Source organism: Pseudonocardia broussonetiae (genome assembly GCF_013155125.1).
In the GTDB taxonomy this organism is placed as follows: Bacteria; Actinomycetota; Actinomycetes; order Mycobacteriales; family Pseudonocardiaceae; genus Pseudonocardia; species Pseudonocardia broussonetiae.
In genome coordinates, this window is sequence record NZ_CP053564.1 from 6,095,599 (window position 1) to 6,115,426 (window position 19,828).

The following is a 19,828-nucleotide window of genomic DNA, read 5'->3' on the forward strand; positions in this document are numbered from 1 at the left end:
CAGCACCGCTCTGCCGTCCACCACCCCGAGAGGGACCTCATGGCAACGTCGCCGCCCACCCGTCCGCACATCCGCCGCGTCGCGATCTCGAGCTACCTCGGCACGACGATCGAGTACTACGACTTCCTGCTCTACGGCACCGCCGCGGCGCTCGTGTTCAACAAGGTGTTCTTCGCGAACCTCAGCCCGGTCCTGGGCACCGTCGTCGCCCTCGCGACCCTCGCCGCCGGCTACGTCGCCCGCCTGGGCGGCGCCGTCGTGTTCGGGCACTTCGGCGACCGCGTCGGCCGCAAGGCCGTCATGGTCACCACGATGGTCCTGATGGGCGTCACCAGCGGGCTCATCGGCCTGCTCCCGACCTACGACCAGGTCGGCGGGCTCGCGCCCGTCCTGCTCGTCGCGCTGCGCCTCCTGCAGGGACTCGCCGTCGGCGGCGAGTACGGCGGCGCCGTCCTGATGACGGCCGAGCACGCGTCGGCCGGTGGCCGCGGTCTCGCCGGCAGCGCCGCCGCGATGGGCGCGCCCAGCGGGTCGGTCCTCGCGACCACCGCGATGGCGCTGGTCACCCTGCTGCCCGAGCCCGCACTGCTGTCCTGGGGATGGCGGGTGCCGTTCCTGGCCAGCTTCCTGCTGCTCGCCGTCGGCCTGTACTTCCGGATCCGGATCTCGGAGAGCCCGGTCTTCCTCGCCCAGGGCGGTGCCCCGAAGCAGGCCGGCACGCCCATCGCCCGCCTCCTGCGCCACCACCCGGGCACGGTCCTGCGGACGATCGCGTTCCAGGTCGGCCCCTACTGCGGCCAGGGCGTGTTCGGCATCTTCGTGATCTCCTACGCGCCCTCCGTGGGCTTCGCGCGCGGCACCGCGCTCACCGCGATCCTCATCGGCACGATCCTCTCCGTGATCGCCACCCCGCTCTACGGCGCGCTGTCCGACCGCGTCGGCCGCAGGCCGCTGGTGCTGTTCGGCGCCCTGTTCACCGCGGCGATCGCCTACCCCGGGTTCCTGCTGATCAGCAGCGGGTCCGTCGCCGGGCTGACCGTCAGCGTCGTCCTCGCCCTGGTCCTCGGGATGACCCCGGTCACCGCCGTCGCCCCCGTGCTGCTCAGCGAGCTCTTCCCGACCGACGTCCGCTACACCGGCGTCTCGACGTCCTACCAGCTCGCCCAGACGCTCGGGTCCGGCTTCGCCCCCCTGGTTGCGGCCGGCCTGCTCGCGGCCCACGGGGGCGTCGGCTGGGTCGCCGGGTTCCTCGTCGTGGTCGCCCTGCTGAGTGCGGCCGCGATCCGGTTCGTCCCCGAGACCCGGGGCGCGGCCCTCGAGCACACCGACGCCGACGCCGCCGTCCGCGTGTCCGACCGGGCCGGCGAGCCGGCATGAGCACCCGGCCCGACCTGCTCCTCGTGCACGGGGCCTGGCACGGCCCGTGGGCGTGGGACGCGCTCCGGCCCGAGCTGCCCGCGGGAGAGGTGCGCACCGTGGCCCTCCCCTCGTCCGGCCCGGACCCCGACCCGGAGGCCGTGTTCTACGGCGACGTCGCGCCGGAGCTCGCCGCGGCCTGCGCCGACCGGCTGACCCACCAGTCGCTGGCCGCCCTCGGCGCGACGCTCGCCGACGCCGCCTGGCGGCACGTCCCGACCTCCTACGTGGTGTGCGTCCGGGACGCCGCCATCCCGGCGCCGCTGCAGGAGGAGATGGCCGGGCACGCCGTCCGGGTCCACCACCTCGACGCCTCGCACTCGCCGTTCCTGTCGGTGCCGGCGGAGCTCGCGGCCCTGATCGAGGAGGAGGTCGCCGCGTTCACGCGGTGAGCAGGGGCCCACCGACTCCTCACGCACCTCCTCGGTCACGACGGGCCGACGAGCCAGCCCTCCGCACGCGAGATCCCCCGCGTCACGTCGATCAGCCGCCGGACCGCCGGGGTGGCCTCCCGGCGCCAGTAGAGGTGCACCGCGATGCGCGGGGCCGGCTCCACCGGACGCCAGACGAAGTCCGGCGGAAGGGGGTCGAACTGGCGGTCGAACGCCACGGTGAAGCCCTCACCCGTGGAGACCAGCGCGAGCGCACCGGGGTCGCGCAGGAACGACCCGGACGTCAGCAGCTCGAGCTCGTGGATGCGCCCGCGGAAGCCGTGGGACCGGTAGGCGTCCAGCACCCGGTCGAAGAAGCCCGGGGAGAAGTCCCGCGGCCAGATCACCAGCGTCGCGTCACCGAGCTGCACCGGGTCGAGGACCTCCTGACCGGCCAGGGGGTGGGCGGCCGACAGGACGACCCCGAGCGGCTCGTCCCGGATGCGGACCGACGCGAGCTCCGCGGGGACCTCCGGGTAGCGGGCGAGCCCGGCGTCCAGCCGCCCGGCCCGCACGGCCTCGACGCTCTCGGCCTGCCACATCTCGCTGACCCGGAGCGACAGGTCCGGGCACCGCCGGTGGACGGCGGCCATGAGGACCGGGAGCGTGTCGGCCGCCAGCGTGGGCGTGTACGACAGGGACAGCCGTCCGATCTCCCCGCCGGCCACCCGGCGGGTCCGTTCCACCGCGGTGCTCATCTGCTCCAGGACCGTGCGGGCGTGCTCGAGGAACACCCGCCCGGCGTCGGTGAGCTCGACCCGCCGCGTCGTGCGGACCAGCAGCTGCACGGCGAGCTCGCGCTCGAGTTGCTGGATCTGCGTGCTCAGCGACTGCTGGGCGAGGTGCAGACCGCGGGCCGCGCGCGAGAAGTTCAGCTCCGTGGCGACGGCGACGAACGCGCGCAGATGGCGCAACTCGATGTTCTCGACCACGGGTGGCCACCTCCGTCCGCGCAGCTCACGCCGATTCACAGGCTCAGGCTGTCATCCCACCACGGATCGGTGTTTCCCCGGTCACACGGGCCCGACCTAGCGTCCTCCTCGGCACATCGGAGTCGACCAGGGAGCGGGAATGCACCTCGTGAGCCACCGCGGGACGGACGGGGTCCGGCCCGGCGTCCTGGACGGGCCCGACGTCGTGGACCTGCCGGGCGTCGGATCGGTCCTGGACCTGCTGCGGCTCGGCCCGGCCGGCACCGGCCTGGCCCGCGAGGCGGTCCACCGGTCGCGCGCCACCGGCGAGCACCGCCTCCCCGCGGCCGCCGTGTCCCTCGCCGCCCCGCTGCCGCGGCCGAACTCGATCCGCGACTTCATGCTCGTCGAGGAGCACGTGCTGAACTGCTTCGGCTCGGTGCCGGACGAGTGGTACCGGCTGCCGGCGCACTGGAAGGGCAATCCCGACACCGTCATCGGACCGGACGACGAGGTCCCGTGGCCCTACTACACCGACAGGCTCGACTTCGAGCTCGAGGTGGCGGTCGTGCTGGGCCGCGAGGCCCACCGCGTCGGGCCGGACGAGGCCCGCGAGTGCATCGCCGGGTACACGATCATGAACGACTGGAGCGCCCGCGACATCCAGCTCCGCGAGATGACCGTCCAGCTCGGGCCCGCGTTCGGCAAGGACTTCGCCACCTCGATGGGCCCCGCGCTGGTCACCCCCGACGAGTTCGACGTCGGCGACGCGCGGATGAGCGCCCGCGTCAACGGCGAGACCTGGTCGGAGGGGTCGCTCGGGTCGATGGTCTTCGGTTTCGTCGACGTGATCGTCGCGCTGTCGGCCGAGCAGCGTCTGCAGCCCGGCGACGTCCTCGCCGGCGGGACCATCGGCCGCGGCTGCGGGTTCGAGCTGGACCGCTGGATCCGCCCGGGGGACGTCGTCGAGCTGGAGGTGTCCGGCCTCGGCGTCCTGCGCAACGTGGTCGGGAAGAAGAACGACCCCCCGCCGTACGGGCCCGACCTCTCCGACCGCGCCTCCGAGGAGGACCGAGCATGAGCGTCAGCGACGTGCCGGAGCTGGAGAGCCTGGGCGGCGGCTTCCACGCCTTCGTCCAGCCCGACGGCGGGTGGGGCCTCAACAACGCCGGCGTCTTCACCGGCCGGCGCGGCGCCACCCTGATCGACACGGCGTTCACCGAGAACCGGGGCCGGGGCCTGCAGGACGCGGTCGCCTCGATCACCGACAGGCCGGTCACCACGATCGTCAACACCCACCACCACGGCGACCACACCTACGCCAACTACCTGTTCGGGTCGGCCACCGTCGTCGCGCACCACGCGTGCCGGGAGCGGGTGCTGGCCACCGGCCTCGACACCTGCCGCCTGTTCCCCGGCGTCGAGTGGGGGGACCTGGAGATCGCCGAGCCGACGGTCACCTTCGACGGTGAGGTCGTCGTGCACTGCGACGACACCCCCGCCCTCGCCCGGCACGTCGGACGCGCGGCCCACACCGTCGAGGACGTCTACGTCTGGGTCGCCGAGCGCCGCCTGCTGTTCGCCGGTGACCTCGTCTTCCACGGCGGCACGCCGTTCGTGGTGATGGGCTCGGTCCAGGGACTGATCGACACCCTCACCGAGCTCCGCGCCCTCGACGCCGACGTCCTCGTGCCCGGCCACGGCGCCGTCGGCGACCCCGGCCTGATCGAGCCGCAGCTCGCCTACCTGCGCCTCGTGCAGGAGCGGGCGCGGGAGGGGTTCGCCGCCGGCCTGCCCCCGCTGGAGGTCGCCCGGCGCACCGACCTCGGCGAGTTCGCGACCTGGACCGACGCCGAGCGCCTGCCCGCGAACCTGCACCGCGCGTACTCCGAGCTGCGGGGCGAGCCGCCGGGCGTCCTGCTCGACCTCCCGCCGATCGTCGCCGACATGGTCGCGTTCAACGACGGCCGCCCGCTGCACAGCCTCGCCTGACCACCCACCCGCCCGTCCCCACCCGGAGGTACACCGTGACGCACGTCGACGTCCTGATCGTGGGCGCCGGTTTCGCCGGCATGCGCGCCCTGCACGTCCTGCGCGGACGCGGACTCAGCGTCCACGTGATCGAGGCCGGTGACGACGTCGGCGGGACCTGGTACTTCAACCGGTACCCGGGCGCCCGCGTCGACATCGAGAGCCTCGAGTACTCCTACGCGTTCGACGAGGACCTCCAGCAGGAGTGGGAGTGGCCCGAGCGCTACGCCGCCCAGCCCGACGTGCTGCGCTACCTCCAGCACGTCGCCGACCGCCTCGACCTGCGCCGGGACATCACGTTCGGCCGCCGGGCCGAGTCCTTCGTCTACGACGAGGACAGCGCGCTCTGGACCGCCACCACCGACCACGGCGAGCAGTGGACCTGCCGCTACCTCGTGCCCGCGGTCGGGTTCCTGTCCACCGCGTACCTCCCGCGGATCCCCGGCATCGACTCCTTCGGCGGGCGGCTGGTCCACACCGGGCAGTGGCCGCACGAGGGCGTCGACGTCGCGGGCGAGCGCGTCGCGATCGTCGGGACGGGCGCCACGGGCGTCCAGCTGATCCCGCACCTCGCCCGGGACGCGGCGTCGCTCACGGTGCTGCAGCGCAGCCCGATGTGGACGGTCCCGCTGCAGAACATCCCGATGCCCGAGGAGTACCAGCGCCGCATCAAGGCGCAGTACCCCGAGCTGCGCCGCCGCGAGCTGGAGGAGTCCTTCGCCGGCAACTTCCTCGTCGACTTCGACCTGCGCCCGTCGGAGACCCGCAAGGCGTTCGACGTCAGCGCGCAGGAGCGGGAGGCCGAGTACGACTTCCGCTGGGAGTCGGGCGGGCTCTGCTTCTACATGAGCTTCGCCGACCTCCTGTTCGACCAGGCCGCCAACGACACCCTGCGCGACTACCTCGCCCGCCGCGTCCGCGAGATCGTCCGCGATCCCGCCACCGCCGACCTGCTGATCCCCACCGACCACCCGCCGCTGACGAAGCGGCTGTGCTGCGACAACGGCTACTTCGAGGCGTTCAACCAGGAGAACGTGCGGCTCGTCGACACGAAGACCGACCCGATCGCGGAGATCACCCCGACCGGCGTCCGGCTGGAGAGCGGCGCCGAGCACGACGTCGACGTCCTGGTCTTCGCCACCGGGTTCGACGCCGGCACCGGTTCGTTGACGAGGCTGAACATCGTCGGTCGCGACGGGCGGACGCTCGCCGAGCACTGGTCGGGCGGCGCCCGCACCCACCTCGGCCTGATGTCCGACGGGTTCCCGAACCTGTTCCTGCTCGACGGGCCGCTGAGCCCCGCGGCCTTCTTCTCCCCGCCCCTGCTGTCGGACTACCAGTCCCAGCTCGTCGCCCGGATCATCGAGCGCCTCGACGCCGACGGGACGCGCGCGATCGAGCCCGACCCCGACGCCGTCACCACCTGGATGGGGCACGTCGACGACATCTGCGCGATGACGCTGCTGCCCAAGGCGAACAGCTGGTGGCTCGGCGCCAACATCCCCGGCAAGCCCCGCCAGTTCCTCTACTACCTCGGCGGCTTCCCGGAGTACCGGCGCCGCTGCGAGCTGGTCCTCGAGGGCGGGTTCGAGGAGTACCTCCGCGACCGGCACAGCGCCGCCGCCCTCTGACCGCCCACCACCCCCCCACACAGGAGCACCCACCATGGGTCAGTTCGACGGGCGAGTCGCCCTCATCACCGGCGCGGCGCGCGGGCAGGGCCGGGCGCACGCCCTGCGCCTGGCCGACGAGGGCGCCGACATCATCGCGATCGACATCTGCGCCGACCTGCCGACGGTGCCGTACCCGCTGGCCACCGAGGACGACCTCGGCGTCACGGTCAAGGAGGTGCTGGACCGGGGCCGGCGCATCGCGGCGTTCCGGGCCGACACCCGCGACTACGCGCGGATGGAGGCCGTCGTCGCCGAGGCCGTGGCGGACCTCGGCCGCATCGACATCGTGGTCGTCAACGCCGGGGTCGAGAGCTTCACGCCGATCTGGGAGATGACGCCCGAGCAGTGGAACGAGGTCGTCGACGTCAACCTCACCGGGGCGTTCAACACCGTCCGCACCGTGCTGCCCACGCTGATGAGCCAGGGACCGGGCTCGTCGATCACGCTGATCAGCTCGGCCGCCGGCCTCGCCGCCTTCCCCAACCTCGGGCACTACACCGCCTCGAAGCACGGGGTGACCGGGCTGATGCGCAGCCTCGCCACCGAGCTCGCCCCGCACGGCATCCGCGCCAACTCGGTGCACCCGACCGCGGTCGACACGCCGATGATCCAGAACGACGCGATGAAGGCCCTGCTCGGCGTCGCGGACAAGGCGGGGGCGGACGCGGCCCTGCAGACCCTCAACGCCCTGCCCGTCCCGTACGTGGAGTCGGTCGACGTCACGAACGTGGTCGCGTTCCTGTCCTCCGACGCCGCCCGCTACATCACCGGGGCGACGATCCCGGTCGACGCCGGCAGCTCACTCCCCTACCGGATCCCGCACGCCGTCGGGGTGGCGTAGTCACGGGACCGCTCCAGGGTGTTGCACGACGCCGGGGGCTCTCCTGGGTGGCGGCCGCCGTGGTCCACGATGGCGGGGTGCCCCCGTCATCGGCTCCACCCCGGATGCTCGCCGGACCCATGATGATCAGGACCGGAGGATGACCGTCGAGGAGGCACCGGCGCCCGTCAGGGGCCTGACCGGGGCCGAGGCCGACCTCCGACGACGGCAGGGCGAGGCCAACACGGCGGTCGGCGGCACCTCGCGCACCTACGCCACGATCCTGCGCACCAACGTGTTCTCCTTCTACAACTCGATCCTGTTCGCCCTGGGCGCCACGCTGCTGGCACTGGGCCGCTACGACGACGCGCTGATCAGCGTCGGGCTCGGCCTGGTCAACGCCCTGATCAGCGCCAGCCAGGAGATCCGGGCCAAGCGCAAGCTCGACCGGCTGCAGCTGCTCGACCGCACGCCGGTCGTCGTCGTCCGCGACGGCCGGGAGATCGAGGTCGCCCCGGAGACGGTCGTGCGCGGCGACGTCGTCCGGGTCCGGCCGGGCGACCAGATCGTCGTCGACGGGCCGCTGCTCGACGGTGGCCGGGTGGAGGCGGACGAGTCGCTGCTCACCGGCGAGTCCGACCCCGTCGCCAAGGAACCCGGCGACGACCTGCGCTCGGGCAGCCTCTGCGTCGACGGCGACGGCCACCAGCTCGCCCGCGACGTCGGCGCCGCCAGCTACGCGGGCCGGCTGACCACCGAGGCGCGCGCGAACACCACCGACACCACACCGCTGCAGCGGCGCATCGAGTTCGTCGTCCGCCTCGTCATGGCCCTGGTCGTGTTGATGAGCGGCGCCATCCTCGCCCAGGCCGCGCTGGAGGGGTTCAGCCTGCTGCGCGTCGTCCAGATCACCGCGGTGCTGTCCGGCCTGGTGCCCTACGGGCTGTTCTTCCTCATCGCCGTCGCCTACACCGCGGGCGCCGCCCGGATCGCCGGGCTCGGGGCGCTGGTGCAGCAGGTCAACGCGGTCGAGTCGGTCAGCAACGTCGACGTCGTGTGCACCGACAAGACCGGCACCCTGACCACCGGCCGGTTGACGCTCGAAGAGGTCGAGCCGGTCGGCGCCGGCACCGCCTCCACCGACGACGCACTCGGCGCGTTCGCCCGCAGCGTCACCACCCCGAACCTGACGACGGCCGCCCTGGCCGCCGCGCTGCCGGGCGAGGCGTGGGTCGTCCGCGACGAGATCCCGTTCAGCTCCTCGCTGCGCTGGTCCGGGCTCGTGACCGACGAGGGCACGTGGGTCCTCGGCGCCCCGGACGCCCTCGCCCCGCACCTGGCCGGACCCCCGCTCACCGCGGACGTCGACGCGCGCACCTCCCTCGGGCTGCGCGTCCTCGTCCTGGCCCGGGCCACCGATCCCACCGCCGGCCTGCGCGGCACCGGCGGTCGCCCGGCGCTGCCGGCGCTCCAGCCGGTGTCGGTCGTCGCCCTCTCCGACGAGCTGCGAGCCGAGGTCGTCGAGACCATCAGCCGCTTCCAGGAGAACGGTGTCGCGCTCAAGGTGCTCTCCGGCGACGACCCGCGCACCGTCGCCGCGCTCGCCACGCAGGCGGGGCTCGACGCTCGCGAGCCCGTCGCCGGAGCCGACATCGACGGCCTCGACGACCCCGCCCTCGACCGGGTCGTCGCCCGCACCACGGTGTTCGGCCGCGTCGCGCCCGAGCACAAGGAACGCATCGTCGCCTCCCTGCGCCGCCAGGGCGGCTACGTCGCGATGATCGGCGACGGCGTCAACGACGCCCGCGCGCTCAAGGCCGCCCACGTGGGCGTGGCCATGCGCAGCGGCAGCGCCGTCACCCGCGACGTCGCCGACATCGTCCTCGTCGACGACTCCTTCGCCGCGCTCCTGCCCGCCCAGCGCGAGGGCCGGAAGATCATCAACGGGATCGCGGTCTCGATGTACGTCTTCCTCACCCGCGTCGCCACCCAGGGGGTGGTCATCCTCGCCGTCACGATGCTCGGGCTCGGGTTCCCCTACTCCCCCACGCAGGTCGGGCTGACCCTGCTGACCGTCGGCGTCCCCACGCTGTTCCTCACCTTCTGGGCCCGGCACACCCCACCCGACGAGCACCTGCTGGCCAACCTCGGCCGGTTCGTCATCCCCGCCGCGATCATCACCGCCGGGTTCGGCACCGCCGTCTACGCGTTCCTCTACCAGGAGATCACCCAGGGCTTCACGACCGGGCGCACCCCGGCCGACGTGATCGCGTCCTTCGAGAGCTACACCGGCCTCACCTTCGGCACCGACGCGGACTTCGCCGAGGCCTCCGCCACCCTCGGCGCCCAGACCGGCCTGTCCACGTTCGTCAGCCTGGCCTCGTTCGGCCTCATCCTGTTCCTCCTCCCACCCACCCGCTTCTTCGCCGCCTGGATCCGCCCCGTGCCCGACAAGCGCCCCGCCGTGCTCGTGGCCGTGCTCGTGGCCGCGTTCGTCGGCGTGCTGTTCACCCCGGCGCTGTCGGACTACTTCGGGCTCACCGGTCCGGCCGCCCCCGTCTTCGTCGCCGTCCTGCCCGCGCTCGTGCTGTGGTTCGGGGTGCTCACCGTCGCCTACCGCGTCCGGCTGCTCGATCGCGTGCTCGGCCTCGACGAGCCGGCCACGGCGGAGTAGACGGCGTCGGCGGGGCCACCACCGGCGGCCCGCACGACCCCCGACTACGCGGCACCGCCGGTACTGCTGCCCGGGAGCTCCACCTCGTCGGTGACGATCAGCTGTGTGGCGTCGCGGACGCAGATCACGGCCGGGATGCCGTACTCGGGATCGAACGAACGACGCCCCCCACCTCCGGAGTGCATGACACGATACGCGGCAGGAACGGAGGCAACCCATGACGACAACACCGCAGCAGCCAGACGGGTGGCCGGCCGATGACTTCATCTCCACCGAGGAGCTCGTTCGACGCCAGGGGGTCCGACCCCTGACGTCGGTGACCGACCTGGCGGCCGATATCGACCCGTTCGAGTCCGACGAGGAGTACGACGAGTTCCTCGCCGACCTCTACGCCTCCCGGCGCGCCGACAGCGCGTGAGCCTCGTCGTCCTCGACACCGACGTCGCCTCCGCGGTCCTGCGTCGTCGGACCCCGGACGGCCTGTCCGCCCGGCTCGCCGGGCAGCTCCCGGCCATCACCTTCGTCACCCTCGGCGAGCTGACGAAGTGGACGCTCGTCCGGCGCTGGGGCCCGCGCAGCCTGGCCACGATGCAGACCTTCCTGGCCGGGCTCGTGATCCTCCCCTACGACCGACGTGTCGCCACCCGCTGGGGCGAGCTCCAGGCCTTCGCGCAGCTCCGCGGACGACCGAGACCGGCCAACGACACGTGGATCGCCGCCTGCTGCCTCGTCCGCGGCCTCCCGCTGGCCACGTTCAACATCAAGGACTTCTCGGACTACGAGCAGCACGAAGGGCTCGAACTCATCCGCGAGTGATCCCTCGTTCCGCAGGGGATCACACACGCTCCACCACGTCCCCGGCGACCTCCTGCCCGCCGTCCGGTTCCGCACCGACCGGAGCCGGATCACCAGCGCACGCCTGCTCGTTGCAGGCAACCGGGCCGCGGTCACCACCACGCTCTACGCCCTCCGCGCCCACCAGCTCGAGGACGGCTGGTTCGACGAGGTCGAGTAGCGGAGTGGATCCAACCCTGCCCAGCAGAGCTCGCGTCACTTCAGGCCATGTCAACAAGAGTCCCCTTCTGACACATCTCGCTCTGCACCTGCCACGTGTGACGTCACGACCCTCTCGACGACCGTGAGGGCGAACTCTCCGCGATCACCGGCGCCGAGCGGGTCATGATCGGCGGGACTGTGACGTCACGGCCCTCTCGACGACCGTGGGGGCGCACTTCCGACGATCACCGCCGTCGATCGGGGCGGGAGCGGCGACCTCGGGTGCGCACTTCCGATGATCATGCCGGGACGCCCGGTTCCAGGGGGCCGCGTGGGCGGGGAGCGACTCCCACGCCCGGTCAGCCGTTCCCGCCGCGGCTGGTCAATCGGCGATCGTGGGGAGTGTGACGTCACGGTCGGTTGGACGACCGTGGTGGTGCGGTCCCGGGGACCACCGCCGCCGGTTCACGTCGTGATCGTCAGGAGTGCGACCTCACGGTCCTCCCGGCGACCGTGGGGGCGCACTCTCGCCGATCACCGGCGCCGTTCAGGTCGTGATCGGCGGGAGTGTGACCTCACGGTCCTCCCGGCGACCCTGGCGTGTTCTGACCGGTGACTTGTCGGACGTGATGTACCGGGGACTTGTCGGACACCTGAGCGCGGATGCTGACCGGCATGCCGCTGAAGGTGATGGACGTCGTGGAGCAACGTTTAGCGGTCCTGTTAGAACCGGGCTGGTCCGGGCGCACGGTCCGGGAGGTGTGTCGCCGGCACGGGATCAGCCCGGACACCTTCTACGCCTGGAAACAGCGCTATGACACCGATGGGTTGGCCGGGTTGGCGCCGCGTTCGCGGCGCCCGGGCAGTTCCCCGGCCCAGCTCGACGCTGCGCTCGAGGACCGGATCGTGGCGTTGCGCAAGGCCCACGGCTGGGGGCCGGTGAAGATCCGCGACGCGCTGCGCCGGGAAGGGCTGGTCGTGCCGGCCTCGTCCACGGTCCAGCAGGCGCTGGCCCGACGCGGGATCCTCACTCCCCGCCCGCGACGGGCCCGCCCCGCCGGGCCGGGCCACCGGTTCGAACGCTCGGCGAGCAACCAGCTGTGGCAGATCGACGGCGCGATGCACCACCTCGCCGACCGCAGCCCCTACTGGACGGTGGAGGTGATCGACGACCACTCCCGGTTTTGCCCGGCCATCACCGTCGGACCGGGCCTGACCGGGCACCTGACCTGGTCCACGGTCTGCACCGCGGTCGCCCTCTACGGAGTCCCGGAATGGATCCTCACCGACAACGGTCGCTGTTTCACCGGGCGCCTGCACGGCGACGAGGTCAGCTTCGAACGCCGGGTCAAAGCCGCCGGGATCTGCCTGACCCATTCCCGCCCTTACCACCCCCAGACCTGCGGGAAGGTCGAGCGCCTGCACCACACCCAACGGGTGTGGTTGGCCCGCCACCCCGTCCCGGCCACCCTGGCCCAGGCCGGCGAGCTGTTCAGGATGTTCCGCCGCCACTACAACACCGAACGCCCCCACCAGGCCCTGCACGGAGCCACTCCCGCCGAGGTCTACCGACCCGGCCTGGGGATCGAGCTGCCCGCGGTCGATCTCGAACCCGCCGACCACACCCCACCGGGCTGTCTGCGCCGCAAGACCCGCCCCTGCGGGGCGTTCACCTACGCCGGGACCTCGTTGAGCGTCGGCGAGAAATGGGGTGGGGTCACCATCGGAGTCCTACGCGAACACGGCCGGCTGCACGCCTTCTACGGCAGCAGCCTGCTAGACACCTTCCTCGTGGGCAGTGCACTGCCCACACCCACCCGCTGAAACCCCGTGTCCGACATGTCCCCGGCACCTAACGTCCGACATCACCTCGGTCAGAACACCTCACGGTCCTCCCGGCGACCCTGGCGGCGCACTTCCGACGATCATGCCGCGGGCGTCCGGGTCCCGGTGGGCCGCCCGGTCGGAGCGCGCCCCCCGCCCGGTCCGCCGTTGACGCGGCGGCTGGTGGATCGGTGATCGTTGGAAGTGTGCCGTGAGCGTCGGCCGGACGACCGTGGTGGCGCGGTCCCGGCGATCACCGCCGCCGGTTCGCGTCGTGATCGTCAGGAATGCGACCTCACGGCCCTCCCGGCGACCGTCGGGGCTCACTCTCGATCGGTCCGACTACTCATGTTCGTGCTGCTCAGAGGCGTGAGTGGGACGAGCTGGCCTGTAAGCCGGATCCTGTGCCCTCCACCCCTCGCGGGGCGGCGGGCGGCGACCATCCATCTAGGCCCGCCGTCACCGACGGGCTCGTGCGACCTACCCGCAGACTCGGACGGGCCGCCCTCGAACGCCTGCGCAGGTCCCGCCGGAGCGGGGCCCTCTTGGTCTTGCTCCGGGTGGGGTTTACCGAGCCACCCCGGTCACCCGGGGTGCTGGTGGTCTCTTACACCACCGTTTCACCCTTACCGCCGGGTCTCCCCGGAGGCGGTCTGTTCTCTGTGGCACTGTCCCGCGGGTCGCCCCGGGTTGCCGTTGACAACCACCCTGCCCTGCGGAGTCCGGACTTTCCTCGGCGACGATCCGGAGATCGTCGACGCGGCCGCCCGGCCAGCTCGTCCGCACGCCCAGTGTAGGGACGCGGGGGTGGGGACGGAGCGGGCGGGTCCGCTCACGCAACGTGACCGGAGGTTTGACGGGCGCCCGGCCTGGCCACCCGTACGTGTGATGCAGAAGCCGCACCGGTGACGTCCCGTGACGGGCCCGACGCCGGAGCCCTCTTCCGGCCCGGCGCAGACCTCACCGCCGACAACGCCCTCGTCCCCGTCCCGCGGTCCGGCGACGTCCCGCGGTCCGGCGACGACCTGCCCGACGAGCGACCCGGCGACGACCTGCCCGACGAGCGACCCGACGACGCCCCGCCGCGCCGCCCCCCGCTCGGTGCCCTGCTCGCCGTCGTTCTGGGCCTGCTCGCCGTCGTGCGCGTGGCGGTCGCCTCGTGGCAGCTCCCATCGGCGCCCGGCGAGGCTCGCCTCGTCGACGGGGCGTTCGCGGCGCTGCGGCTGCCGGGAATGGAGGCCGTGGCGGACGGTCCGGGTGAGCTGCTCGCCCGCCTGCAGCTCACCTCCCACGCCGCGCTGACCGGCGCGTTCGACCGCCACCCCGACGTCCTCGGCGGGGCGCGGGAGCTCGCGGTGCTTGCGTTCGTCGTGCTGCTCGTGGGGGTCGCGCTCGTCGCCCGGTCCCTGGCCCGGCCGGGGGCGCTCGCCGTGCTCCTGGCGCTGTTCGTGCTCTGCGAGCCGGCCGTCGAGGCACTGGCGACCTTCGGTCCGGGGCAGCTCGGCGCGATGTGGCTCGCGGTGGGTGCGGCCCTGCTGCTGCGGCGGGCGGCGGTGCCGCGGGCGCTCGGGGTCCTCGCCGTGCTGGCGGGCGTGCTGACCGCTCCCCTGCTGCTCGTCGCCGTCGTCCTGGTGATCGTGGCGTCCGGCGCCCGCACCGTGCCGGCCGCGGCGCTGGGCGCGGCGGCCGCGCTGGCCGTCCTGGGCGGGGTGCTGCTCGTGCTCGGTCCCCCGGTGGCGGCGACGAGTGCGGTCGACGGGTCCGGGCGGGTCGTGCTGCTGCTCGTCGCCCTGGCCGTCGCGGTCGGCGGGGCGCTGCGGCGCGAGAGCCGGCCGGCCGCCGTCGCGCTCGCGGGCGTCGCCCTCCTGGTGGCCGCGGTGCCCGGCGACACCGCCGTCGCCCTGCTCGTCGCGGGCGTGCTCGTGACCGGGGCGGTGGTCGTCGACGCGCTGCCCCGGGCGGCACCCGCGGCGGTCGCCGTCGCCGGCGCGGCCTGGGTCGGCGCCGCTGCCCTGGTGGCCACGACGGCGTGGTCGGACCCGCCCGCGCCCTCACCGCACCGCGACCTCGCCGCGTGGATCACCGCCACCACCGACCCCGCGACCGCGCTGACCGTCCCGGCGGGGCTGCGGTCCGACCTCCTCCGCGACGGCGTCCCGGTCGGGCGGTTCGGGCCGGCGCCCGCGCTCGCCGTCGTCGAGGGGCCCGACGACCGCGCGGACCGACTGGCCGTCTTCGGCACGGGGCCCCGGCGGCTGACGGTGGTGCCGACCGCTCCCGGGACCGCCGAGGACCCCGCCCGCAGCCGGGCGGGCACCCAGCTCGACCGCAACCCCCGCCTCGACGCCCCCGACGACGTCCGCGCGCTGCTCACCTCCGGCGGCGTGGACCGCCGCGCCCTCGCGGTGCTGGGCGGCCTCGCCGGGCGCGGCGACGTCACCGTCACCGCGCTGCCCGTCGTCGCGGGCGAGGACCCGGCGACGGCGCGCCACCAGGTCGTCCTCGCCGGGACCGACCCGGACACCCTCGGCTGGCTGCGCGCCCAGCAGCCCCCGTACGCCCCGCTGATCGCCGCGGGTGCCGACGGCACCGTGACCCTGACCTGGCCCCTCCCGGCGCCGGCGACGGTTTTCGCCCGGTGAACCCCGAACCCCGATCACGCACCCCCGACATCACGCACCCCGACCACGACGGAGCCCCGCCCATGACCGCTCGCCCCCACCGGATGCCGGCGGTGGTGCTCGTCGCCCTGCTGGTCGCCGCGCTCTCGGCCCTCGTGGCCCCGTCGGCCTCCGCGGCCGGCGGCACCTACCTCCGGCTCGCCCACCTCTCCCCCGACACCCCGCCGGTGGACGTCGTCGTCACCTCGTTCACCGGCGCTACGTCCGAGCTGCAGGGCGTGGCCTACGGCGACGTGTCGTCCTACAAGCAGATCGAGCCGGGCACCTACACGGTGCAGATGCGCCCCGCGGGCGAGCCGGACGCGCCGCCGATCGTCACCGGCACGCTGGACGCCGAGGCCGGCGGCGCGTACACCGCGGCCGGGCTCGGCGACCGCGCGGAGATCGCCGTGAACGTCCTCGTCGACGACCTCACGCCGCCCCCGCCCGGGCAGGCGCGGGTGCGCGTGGTGCAGGGCGCCGCGGCGGCCGACCAGGTGCGCGTGGACTGGAACGGCGCTCCCGTGCTCGACGTCGCCTTCGGCACCGCCACCTCCTACGTCACGGTGCCCGCCGGGACCGGCGAGTTCACCGTCGTGCCGACCGCCGGCGACCCCGCCCGGATCGGCGTGGAGCTGGCGGCGGGCGGCGTGTACAGCGTCGTCGTGGTCGAGCGCGACGGCGGCCTGGCCGGAGAGCTCCGGACCGACGCGCTGGGCCCGGACGTCGCCCCGGAGGGCGGTATCGACACCGGCCTCGGCGGCACCGCGGAGCCCGACGTTCCGGACGCCGCGCTGTCCGCCGTCGCCGCCGGGCTCCTGGTCTGCACGACCGTGGGCCTCGGGGTGCGCCGCCGCGCGCACCGGCGGTGAGAGCGGCCCTGGCCGCCCTGGCCCTGCTGCTCGCGCTCGCGGCGTGCGGGTCGCCCGCTGCGCCGCCGCCCGCCGTCGCGGCCGCCCCGGCCGGCGTCGTCGAACAGGCACCGCCGGCCGCGGAGCAGGCACCGCCAGACGGGAAGCGGGTGGCGCCCGAACGGCTGCGCATCCCGTCGATCGGCGTGGACACCGGCTTCGTCGACCTCGGCCTCGACGACGCCGGCGCCCTCGCCGCCCCGGCGACCACCGACGTGGCCGGGTGGTTCGCCGCCGGCCCGGCCCCGGGCGACGCCGGTCCGGCCCTGGTGGCGGGCCACGTCGACTCCCGCGCCGGTCCGGGCGTCTTCTTCCGCCTGGGCGAGCTGCGGGTGGGCGACCGCGTGGAGGTGCAGCGGGCCGACGGAACCGTCGTCGCGTTCACCGTGACCGCCCGGACCGACACCCCGAAGGCCGAGTTCCCGACCGCGCAGGTCTACGCGCCGACGCCCGTCCCCGAGCTGCGCCTCGTGACCTGCAGTGGCACGTTCGACCGCGCCACCGGGCACTACCGCGACAACGTCGTGGTGGACGCGGTCGCCGACACCGCGACGGAGTGGTCGATCGACTGACCCGTCACGGAGCGGGCTCGTACGGGGTGCCGCACCGCCAGCAGCGCTCGCCCTCGTCGCCCTCGGACGGCATCGCCCCGCACTCGGGGCACAGCCGGTGCAGCCAGCAGACCGGGTCGCCGGGGTCATCGGCGGCAGCGTCGTCGGCAGCGGCGTCGGCCATCAGAAGTGCGCCGTCAGGTCGCGCAGGGAGGCGACGGTGAGCACGGCCGGGTCGTCGACGTCGGCCTCCTCGTGCGCCCAGGTGTGCGGGTGGGGCACGAACACGGCGTTCAGCCCGGCGGCGCGGGCGGGCAGGATGTCCGAGCGCGGGGAGTTGCCGATCATCCACGTCACCGACGGGTCGAGCGAGAGCTCCGTGACCAGCGCCGCGTAGGTCGCCACGTCCTTGCGCGCGACGACGTGCGCCGTGGTGAAGTGGTGGGCCAGCCCGGAGCGCTCGACCTTCGCCAGCTGCTCGGTGCGGTCGCCCTTCGTCATCAGCCGCAGGTCGTGGCGCGTGCCCAGCTCGGTCAGGACCTCCTCGACGCCGGGCAGCAGCTCCAGCTCCTGCTGCTGCAGCAGCGCGGCGGCGAGCCCGGCGATCTCGACGCGCTCGGCCTCGGAGACGTCGCGCCCGCGCACGTGCGTGACGCACTCGTGCAGCGACCGCAGGAACACCGCGCTGCCGTAGCCGTGCAGCGCGATGTTGGCGGTCTCGATCTCCTCGCGCACCAGGCGGGCGTGGGCCTCGTCGGGGTGGGCGAGCCAGGCGAAGAAGTCCTCCACCACGCGCTCGAACAGGACGTTGTTCTCCCAGAGCGTGTCGTCGGCGTCGAAGATGAGGGTGCTCGGCACGCCCCGACGGTAGCCGCTGAGCGGGCCGTCCCGCCGCGGAATACGGTCACGGGCGTGATCGACGTGTCGTCGCCGGCTGCGCTGGTGTTCCTGCTCGTGGCCGGGCTGCTGGCGGGCGCGGTCAACGCCGTCGCGGGCGGCGGGTCGCTGCTGGTGTTCCCCGCGCTGCTGGCCGTCGGGTTCCCGCCGCTGGCCGCGAACGTCACCAACTCGGTGGCGCAGTGGCCGGGCTACCTCGGCATCGTCGCGGGCGCGCGCAAGGACCTGCGCGGGCAGGGCAGGCGGATCGCGCTGACCTCGGCCGTGGCGGCCGTCGGGGCGGGCATCGGGTGCGTGCTGCTGCTCGTGCTGCCCGGGTCGGTGTTCGACGCGGTCGTGCCGGTGCTGGTGCTGCTGGCCAGCGCGGTGATGGCGCTGGGCCCGTGGATCAAGCGCCGCATCGGGACGCCCGACGCCGGCGCGCCCGACCGCAACGCCGGCCTGCTCGCCGCCGTCTTCCTCGCCGCGATCTACGGCGGCTACTTCGGCGGCGCGCTGGGCGTCATCCTCATCGCGACGCTCTCGCTGTGCGTCGGCGACCACCTGCGCCGCGTCAACGCGCTCAAGGGCCTGCTGTCGCTGGTGATCGCCACGGTGACGGTCGCGGTCTTCGCGTTCGGCGCGCCCGTCGACTGGCTCGCGGTCGCGCTGCTCGCCCCCACCACGCTGGTCGGCGGCTTCCTGGGCGCCCGCGTGGCGCAGCGCCTGCCGGAGAGCGTGCTGCGCTGGGCCGTCGTCCTGCTCGGCCTCGGCGTCGGGATCGCGCTGCTCCTGACGTGAGTCAGAGCAGCTGCAGCCCCGCCCACAGCGCGACCACGGCCGCCACCAGCCCCACCGGCACCGTCAGCAGGCCGAGGCCGGTGAACTCCCGCACCGTCGGCGCCGCCTCCGTGCCCACGAGCACGCGCCGCCACAGCAGGGTGGCCAGCGAGCCGACGTAGGTGAGGTTCGGGCCGATGTTGACCCCGATCAGCACGGCCAGCACCAGGCCGGGCGCGGGGGCGTCGCCCAGCACGGAGAGCAGCACGAGCGTCGCCGGGATGTTGTTGACGACGTTCGCCAGCAGCGCGGCCAGCGCGGCCAGACCCAGCAGCCCCGGGAGCGAGGACGAGGACGGGACGACGGCGGCCAGCGCCGCGCCGAGCCCGTTGGCCGTGACCGCCTCGACGACGACGCCGAGCGCGAGCACGAACAGGCAGAACAGCGGGTCGGCCGCGCGCAGCAGCGCCACCGGACGGGCCCGGCGGGCGAGCAGGGCGCGCGCCCCCAGCACGAGCGCGCCGGCCGCGGCGACCCACACCGGCTCGATCCCCGACAGCGACGACAGACCGAACCCGGCCAGCGTCGCGGCCAGCACGGCGAGCGCGAACCGGGGCGCGGCGACGTCGGGGGCGGGCGCCGCGGCGGCCGGCGGTGCCGCCAGGTCGGTGCCGAACCACCAGCGCAGCGCCGCGTACTCGACGGCGATCACGACCAGCCAGGGCGCCACCATGAGCGCGGCGAAGGACAGGAACGTCAGCCCGGACGCCGCGAACGCCAGAAGGTTGGTCAGGTTCGACACCGGCAGCACCAGCGACGCCGAGTTGGCGAGGTGCGTGCACGCGTAGACGTGCGGGCGGGCGCGCACCGCGAGCAGCCGGGCCGTCGCGAGCACCACCGGCGTCAGCAGGACGACGGTGGCGTCGAGGCTCAGGACCGCGGTCGTCACCGAGGCGGCGGCGAACGTCAGCCCGAGCAGCCGCGGTGCGCTCCCCCGCCCGGCCGCGGCCATCCGCGCGCCGAGCCAGGCGAACACGCCCTCGACCCCGGCGAGGTGGCCCAGCAGCAGGATCGCGGCCAGGAAGGCGACGGTCGGGCCGAGCTCGACGACCTCCTCGACGGCCGCGGCCGGCGACACCAGCCCGAGCAGCAGCGCGAGACCCGCGGCCGGGACGGCGACCACCGCCTCGGGCAGGCCCCGCGGTGACGCCAGCGCGAACGCCAGCACCACCACGAGCAGGACGAGGGCGAGCGCCCCGTCGATCACGCGTGTC

Annotated in this window: 19 protein-coding genes and 1 other RNA gene; 14 read left to right on the forward strand and 6 right to left on the reverse strand. The window is 73.9% G+C overall.

The features are described 5' to 3' along the window. The first annotated feature begins 39 nt into the window (after nucleotides 1–39). Nucleotides 40–1,377 (forward strand): MFS transporter, encoded by a 1,338-nt coding sequence (locus HOP40_RS29580; RefSeq protein WP_172165047.1) that lies wholly within the window; start codon nucleotides 40–42, stop codon nucleotides 1,375–1,377. Further along, nucleotides 1,374–1,808 (forward strand): alpha/beta fold hydrolase, encoded by a 435-nt coding sequence (locus HOP40_RS29585; RefSeq protein WP_172165050.1) that lies wholly within the window; start codon nucleotides 1,374–1,376, stop codon nucleotides 1,806–1,808. The genes HOP40_RS29580 and HOP40_RS29585 overlap by 4 nt, the downstream gene beginning before the upstream one ends. A gap of 35 nt (nucleotides 1,809–1,843) precedes the next feature. On the opposite strand, the gene HOP40_RS29590 is transcribed toward HOP40_RS29585, so the two are convergent. Further along, the gene (locus HOP40_RS29590; RefSeq protein WP_172165053.1) at nucleotides 1,844–2,779 is read right to left on the reverse strand and encodes a LysR family transcriptional regulator; all 936 of its coding nucleotides are present in this window, start codon (nucleotides 2,777–2,779) and stop codon (nucleotides 1,844–1,846) included. Between the two features lie 139 nt (nucleotides 2,780–2,918). On the opposite strand from HOP40_RS29590, the gene HOP40_RS29595 reads away from it, so the two are divergent. From HOP40_RS29595 to HOP40_RS29615, 5 genes are all read left to right on the forward strand, one after another. Further along, on the forward strand, nucleotides 2,919–3,839 hold the full coding sequence (locus HOP40_RS29595) for a fumarylacetoacetate hydrolase family protein (protein ID WP_172165056.1): 921 nt from the start codon (nucleotides 2,919–2,921) through the stop codon (nucleotides 3,837–3,839). Continuing rightward, on the forward strand, nucleotides 3,836–4,750 hold the full coding sequence (locus HOP40_RS29600; RefSeq protein WP_172165059.1) for an MBL fold metallo-hydrolase: 915 nt from the start codon (nucleotides 3,836–3,838) through the stop codon (nucleotides 4,748–4,750). The genes HOP40_RS29595 and HOP40_RS29600 overlap by 4 nt, the downstream gene beginning before the upstream one ends. Before the next feature lie 35 nt (nucleotides 4,751–4,785). Then, nucleotides 4,786–6,420: a flavin-containing monooxygenase gene (locus HOP40_RS29605; RefSeq protein ID WP_240157354.1), complete on the forward strand. Its 1,635-nt coding sequence runs from the start codon at nucleotides 4,786–4,788 to the stop codon at nucleotides 6,418–6,420. A gap of 34 nt (nucleotides 6,421–6,454) precedes the next feature. After that, nucleotides 6,455–7,303, forward strand: a complete 849-nt coding sequence (locus tag HOP40_RS29610; RefSeq protein ID WP_172165062.1) for a mycofactocin-coupled SDR family oxidoreductase — start codon at nucleotides 6,455–6,457, stop codon at nucleotides 7,301–7,303. Between the two features lie 139 nt (nucleotides 7,304–7,442). Then, nucleotides 7,443–9,956 (forward strand): HAD-IC family P-type ATPase, encoded by a 2,514-nt coding sequence (locus HOP40_RS29615; RefSeq protein ID WP_172165065.1) that lies wholly within the window; start codon nucleotides 7,443–7,445, stop codon nucleotides 9,954–9,956. Nucleotides 9,957–10,000: 44 nt separating this feature from the next. Here HOP40_RS29615 and HOP40_RS29620 read toward each other — a convergent pair whose 3' ends face one another. Then, a complete protein-coding gene (locus tag HOP40_RS29620) occupies nucleotides 10,001–10,141 on the reverse strand; it encodes a hypothetical protein (protein WP_172165068.1) in 141 nt (46 codons plus the stop codon). Nucleotides 10,142–10,173: 32 nt separating this feature from the next. On the opposite strand from HOP40_RS29620, the gene HOP40_RS29625 reads away from it, so the two are divergent. From HOP40_RS29625 to HOP40_RS29635, 3 genes are all read left to right on the forward strand, one after another. Continuing rightward, nucleotides 10,174–10,374 (forward strand): hypothetical protein, encoded by a 201-nt coding sequence (locus HOP40_RS29625; protein WP_172165071.1) that lies wholly within the window; start codon nucleotides 10,174–10,176, stop codon nucleotides 10,372–10,374. Further along, nucleotides 10,371–10,772, forward strand: a complete 402-nt coding sequence (locus HOP40_RS29630) for a type II toxin-antitoxin system VapC family toxin (RefSeq protein ID WP_172165074.1) — start codon at nucleotides 10,371–10,373, stop codon at nucleotides 10,770–10,772. Before HOP40_RS29625 ends, HOP40_RS29630 begins: the two co-directional genes overlap by 4 nt. 855 nt (nucleotides 10,773–11,627) lie before the next feature. Continuing rightward, on the forward strand, nucleotides 11,628–12,776 hold the full coding sequence (locus HOP40_RS29635; RefSeq protein WP_172165077.1) for an IS481 family transposase: 1,149 nt from the start codon (nucleotides 11,628–11,630) through the stop codon (nucleotides 12,774–12,776). A 375-nt stretch (nucleotides 12,777–13,151) separates the two neighbouring features. Here the strand turns inward: HOP40_RS29635 and rnpB are convergent. After that, nucleotides 13,152–13,555, reverse strand: an RNA gene (gene rnpB / locus HOP40_RS29640) — RNase P RNA component class A. A gap of 126 nt (nucleotides 13,556–13,681) precedes the next feature. Between rnpB and HOP40_RS29645 the strand changes: the two genes are divergently transcribed. The 3 genes from HOP40_RS29645 to HOP40_RS29655 all read left to right on the forward strand — a co-directional run bounded on the left by HOP40_RS29645 (nucleotide 13,682) and on the right by HOP40_RS29655 (nucleotide 16,919). Next, complete coding sequence (locus HOP40_RS29645; RefSeq protein WP_172165080.1) at nucleotides 13,682–15,418, forward strand: hypothetical protein; 1,737 nt, start codon at nucleotides 13,682–13,684, stop codon at nucleotides 15,416–15,418. Between the two features lie 62 nt (nucleotides 15,419–15,480). Beyond that, nucleotides 15,481–16,308: a DUF4397 domain-containing protein gene (locus tag HOP40_RS29650; protein ID WP_172165083.1), complete on the forward strand. Its 828-nt coding sequence runs from the start codon at nucleotides 15,481–15,483 to the stop codon at nucleotides 16,306–16,308. Beyond that, complete coding sequence (locus HOP40_RS29655) at nucleotides 16,305–16,919, forward strand: class F sortase (protein ID WP_172165086.1); 615 nt, start codon at nucleotides 16,305–16,307, stop codon at nucleotides 16,917–16,919. Before HOP40_RS29650 ends, HOP40_RS29655 begins: the two co-directional genes overlap by 4 nt. A 4-nt stretch (nucleotides 16,920–16,923) precedes the next feature. Here the strand turns inward: HOP40_RS29655 and HOP40_RS29660 are convergent, their stop codons facing one another. Together HOP40_RS29660 and HOP40_RS29665 are read right to left on the reverse strand one after the other, a co-directional pair. Next, nucleotides 16,924–17,082: a hypothetical protein gene (locus tag HOP40_RS29660; RefSeq protein WP_172165089.1), complete on the reverse strand. Its 159-nt coding sequence runs from the start codon at nucleotides 17,080–17,082 to the stop codon at nucleotides 16,924–16,926. Continuing rightward, on the reverse strand, nucleotides 17,082–17,756 hold the full coding sequence (locus HOP40_RS29665) for an HAD family hydrolase (protein ID WP_172165092.1): 675 nt from the start codon (nucleotides 17,754–17,756) through the stop codon (nucleotides 17,082–17,084). Before HOP40_RS29665 ends, HOP40_RS29660 begins: the two co-directional genes overlap by 1 nt. Before the next feature lie 54 nt (nucleotides 17,757–17,810). Between HOP40_RS29665 and HOP40_RS29670 the strand changes: the two genes are divergently transcribed. Next, entirely contained in the window at nucleotides 17,811–18,575 is a 765-nt protein-coding gene (locus tag HOP40_RS29670) for a sulfite exporter TauE/SafE family protein (protein WP_172165095.1), read from the forward strand. A gap of 1 nt (nucleotide 18,576) precedes the next feature. On the opposite strand, the gene HOP40_RS29675 is transcribed toward HOP40_RS29670, so the two are convergent. Beyond that, nucleotides 18,577–19,821 (reverse strand): SLC13 family permease, encoded by a 1,245-nt coding sequence (locus HOP40_RS29675; protein WP_205346968.1) that lies wholly within the window; start codon nucleotides 19,819–19,821, stop codon nucleotides 18,577–18,579. Nucleotides 19,822–19,828: the final 7 nt, after the last annotated feature.

Bases quoted from the DNA above. Each gene is read 5' to 3' on its own strand.
- HOP40_RS29580 (WP_172165047.1), top strand. From the start codon at position 40: ATGGCAACGTCGCCGCCCACCCGTCCGCACATCCGCCGCGTCGCGATC.
- HOP40_RS29585 (WP_172165050.1), top strand. From the start codon at position 1,374: ATGAGCACCCGGCCCGACCTGCTCCTCGTGCACGGGGCCTGGCACGGC.
- HOP40_RS29595 (WP_172165056.1), top strand. From the start codon at position 2,919: ATGCACCTCGTGAGCCACCGCGGGACGGACGGGGTCCGGCCCGGCGTC.
- HOP40_RS29600 (WP_172165059.1), top strand. From the start codon at position 3,836: ATGAGCGTCAGCGACGTGCCGGAGCTGGAGAGCCTGGGCGGCGGCTTC.
- HOP40_RS29610 (WP_172165062.1), top strand. From the start codon at position 6,455: ATGGGTCAGTTCGACGGGCGAGTCGCCCTCATCACCGGCGCGGCGCGC.
- HOP40_RS29615 (WP_172165065.1), top strand. From the start codon at position 7,443: ATGACCGTCGAGGAGGCACCGGCGCCCGTCAGGGGCCTGACCGGGGCC.
- HOP40_RS29620 (WP_172165068.1), bottom strand. From the start codon at position 10,141: ATGCACTCCGGAGGTGGGGGGCGTCGTTCGTTCGATCCCGAGTACGGC.
- HOP40_RS29625 (WP_172165071.1), top strand. From the start codon at position 10,174: ATGACGACAACACCGCAGCAGCCAGACGGGTGGCCGGCCGATGACTTC.
- HOP40_RS29635 (WP_172165077.1), top strand. From the start codon at position 11,628: ATGCCGCTGAAGGTGATGGACGTCGTGGAGCAACGTTTAGCGGTCCTG.
- HOP40_RS29650 (WP_172165083.1), top strand. From the start codon at position 15,481: ATGACCGCTCGCCCCCACCGGATGCCGGCGGTGGTGCTCGTCGCCCTG.
- HOP40_RS29660 (WP_172165089.1), bottom strand. From the start codon at position 17,082: ATGGCCGACGCCGCTGCCGACGACGCTGCCGCCGATGACCCCGGCGAC.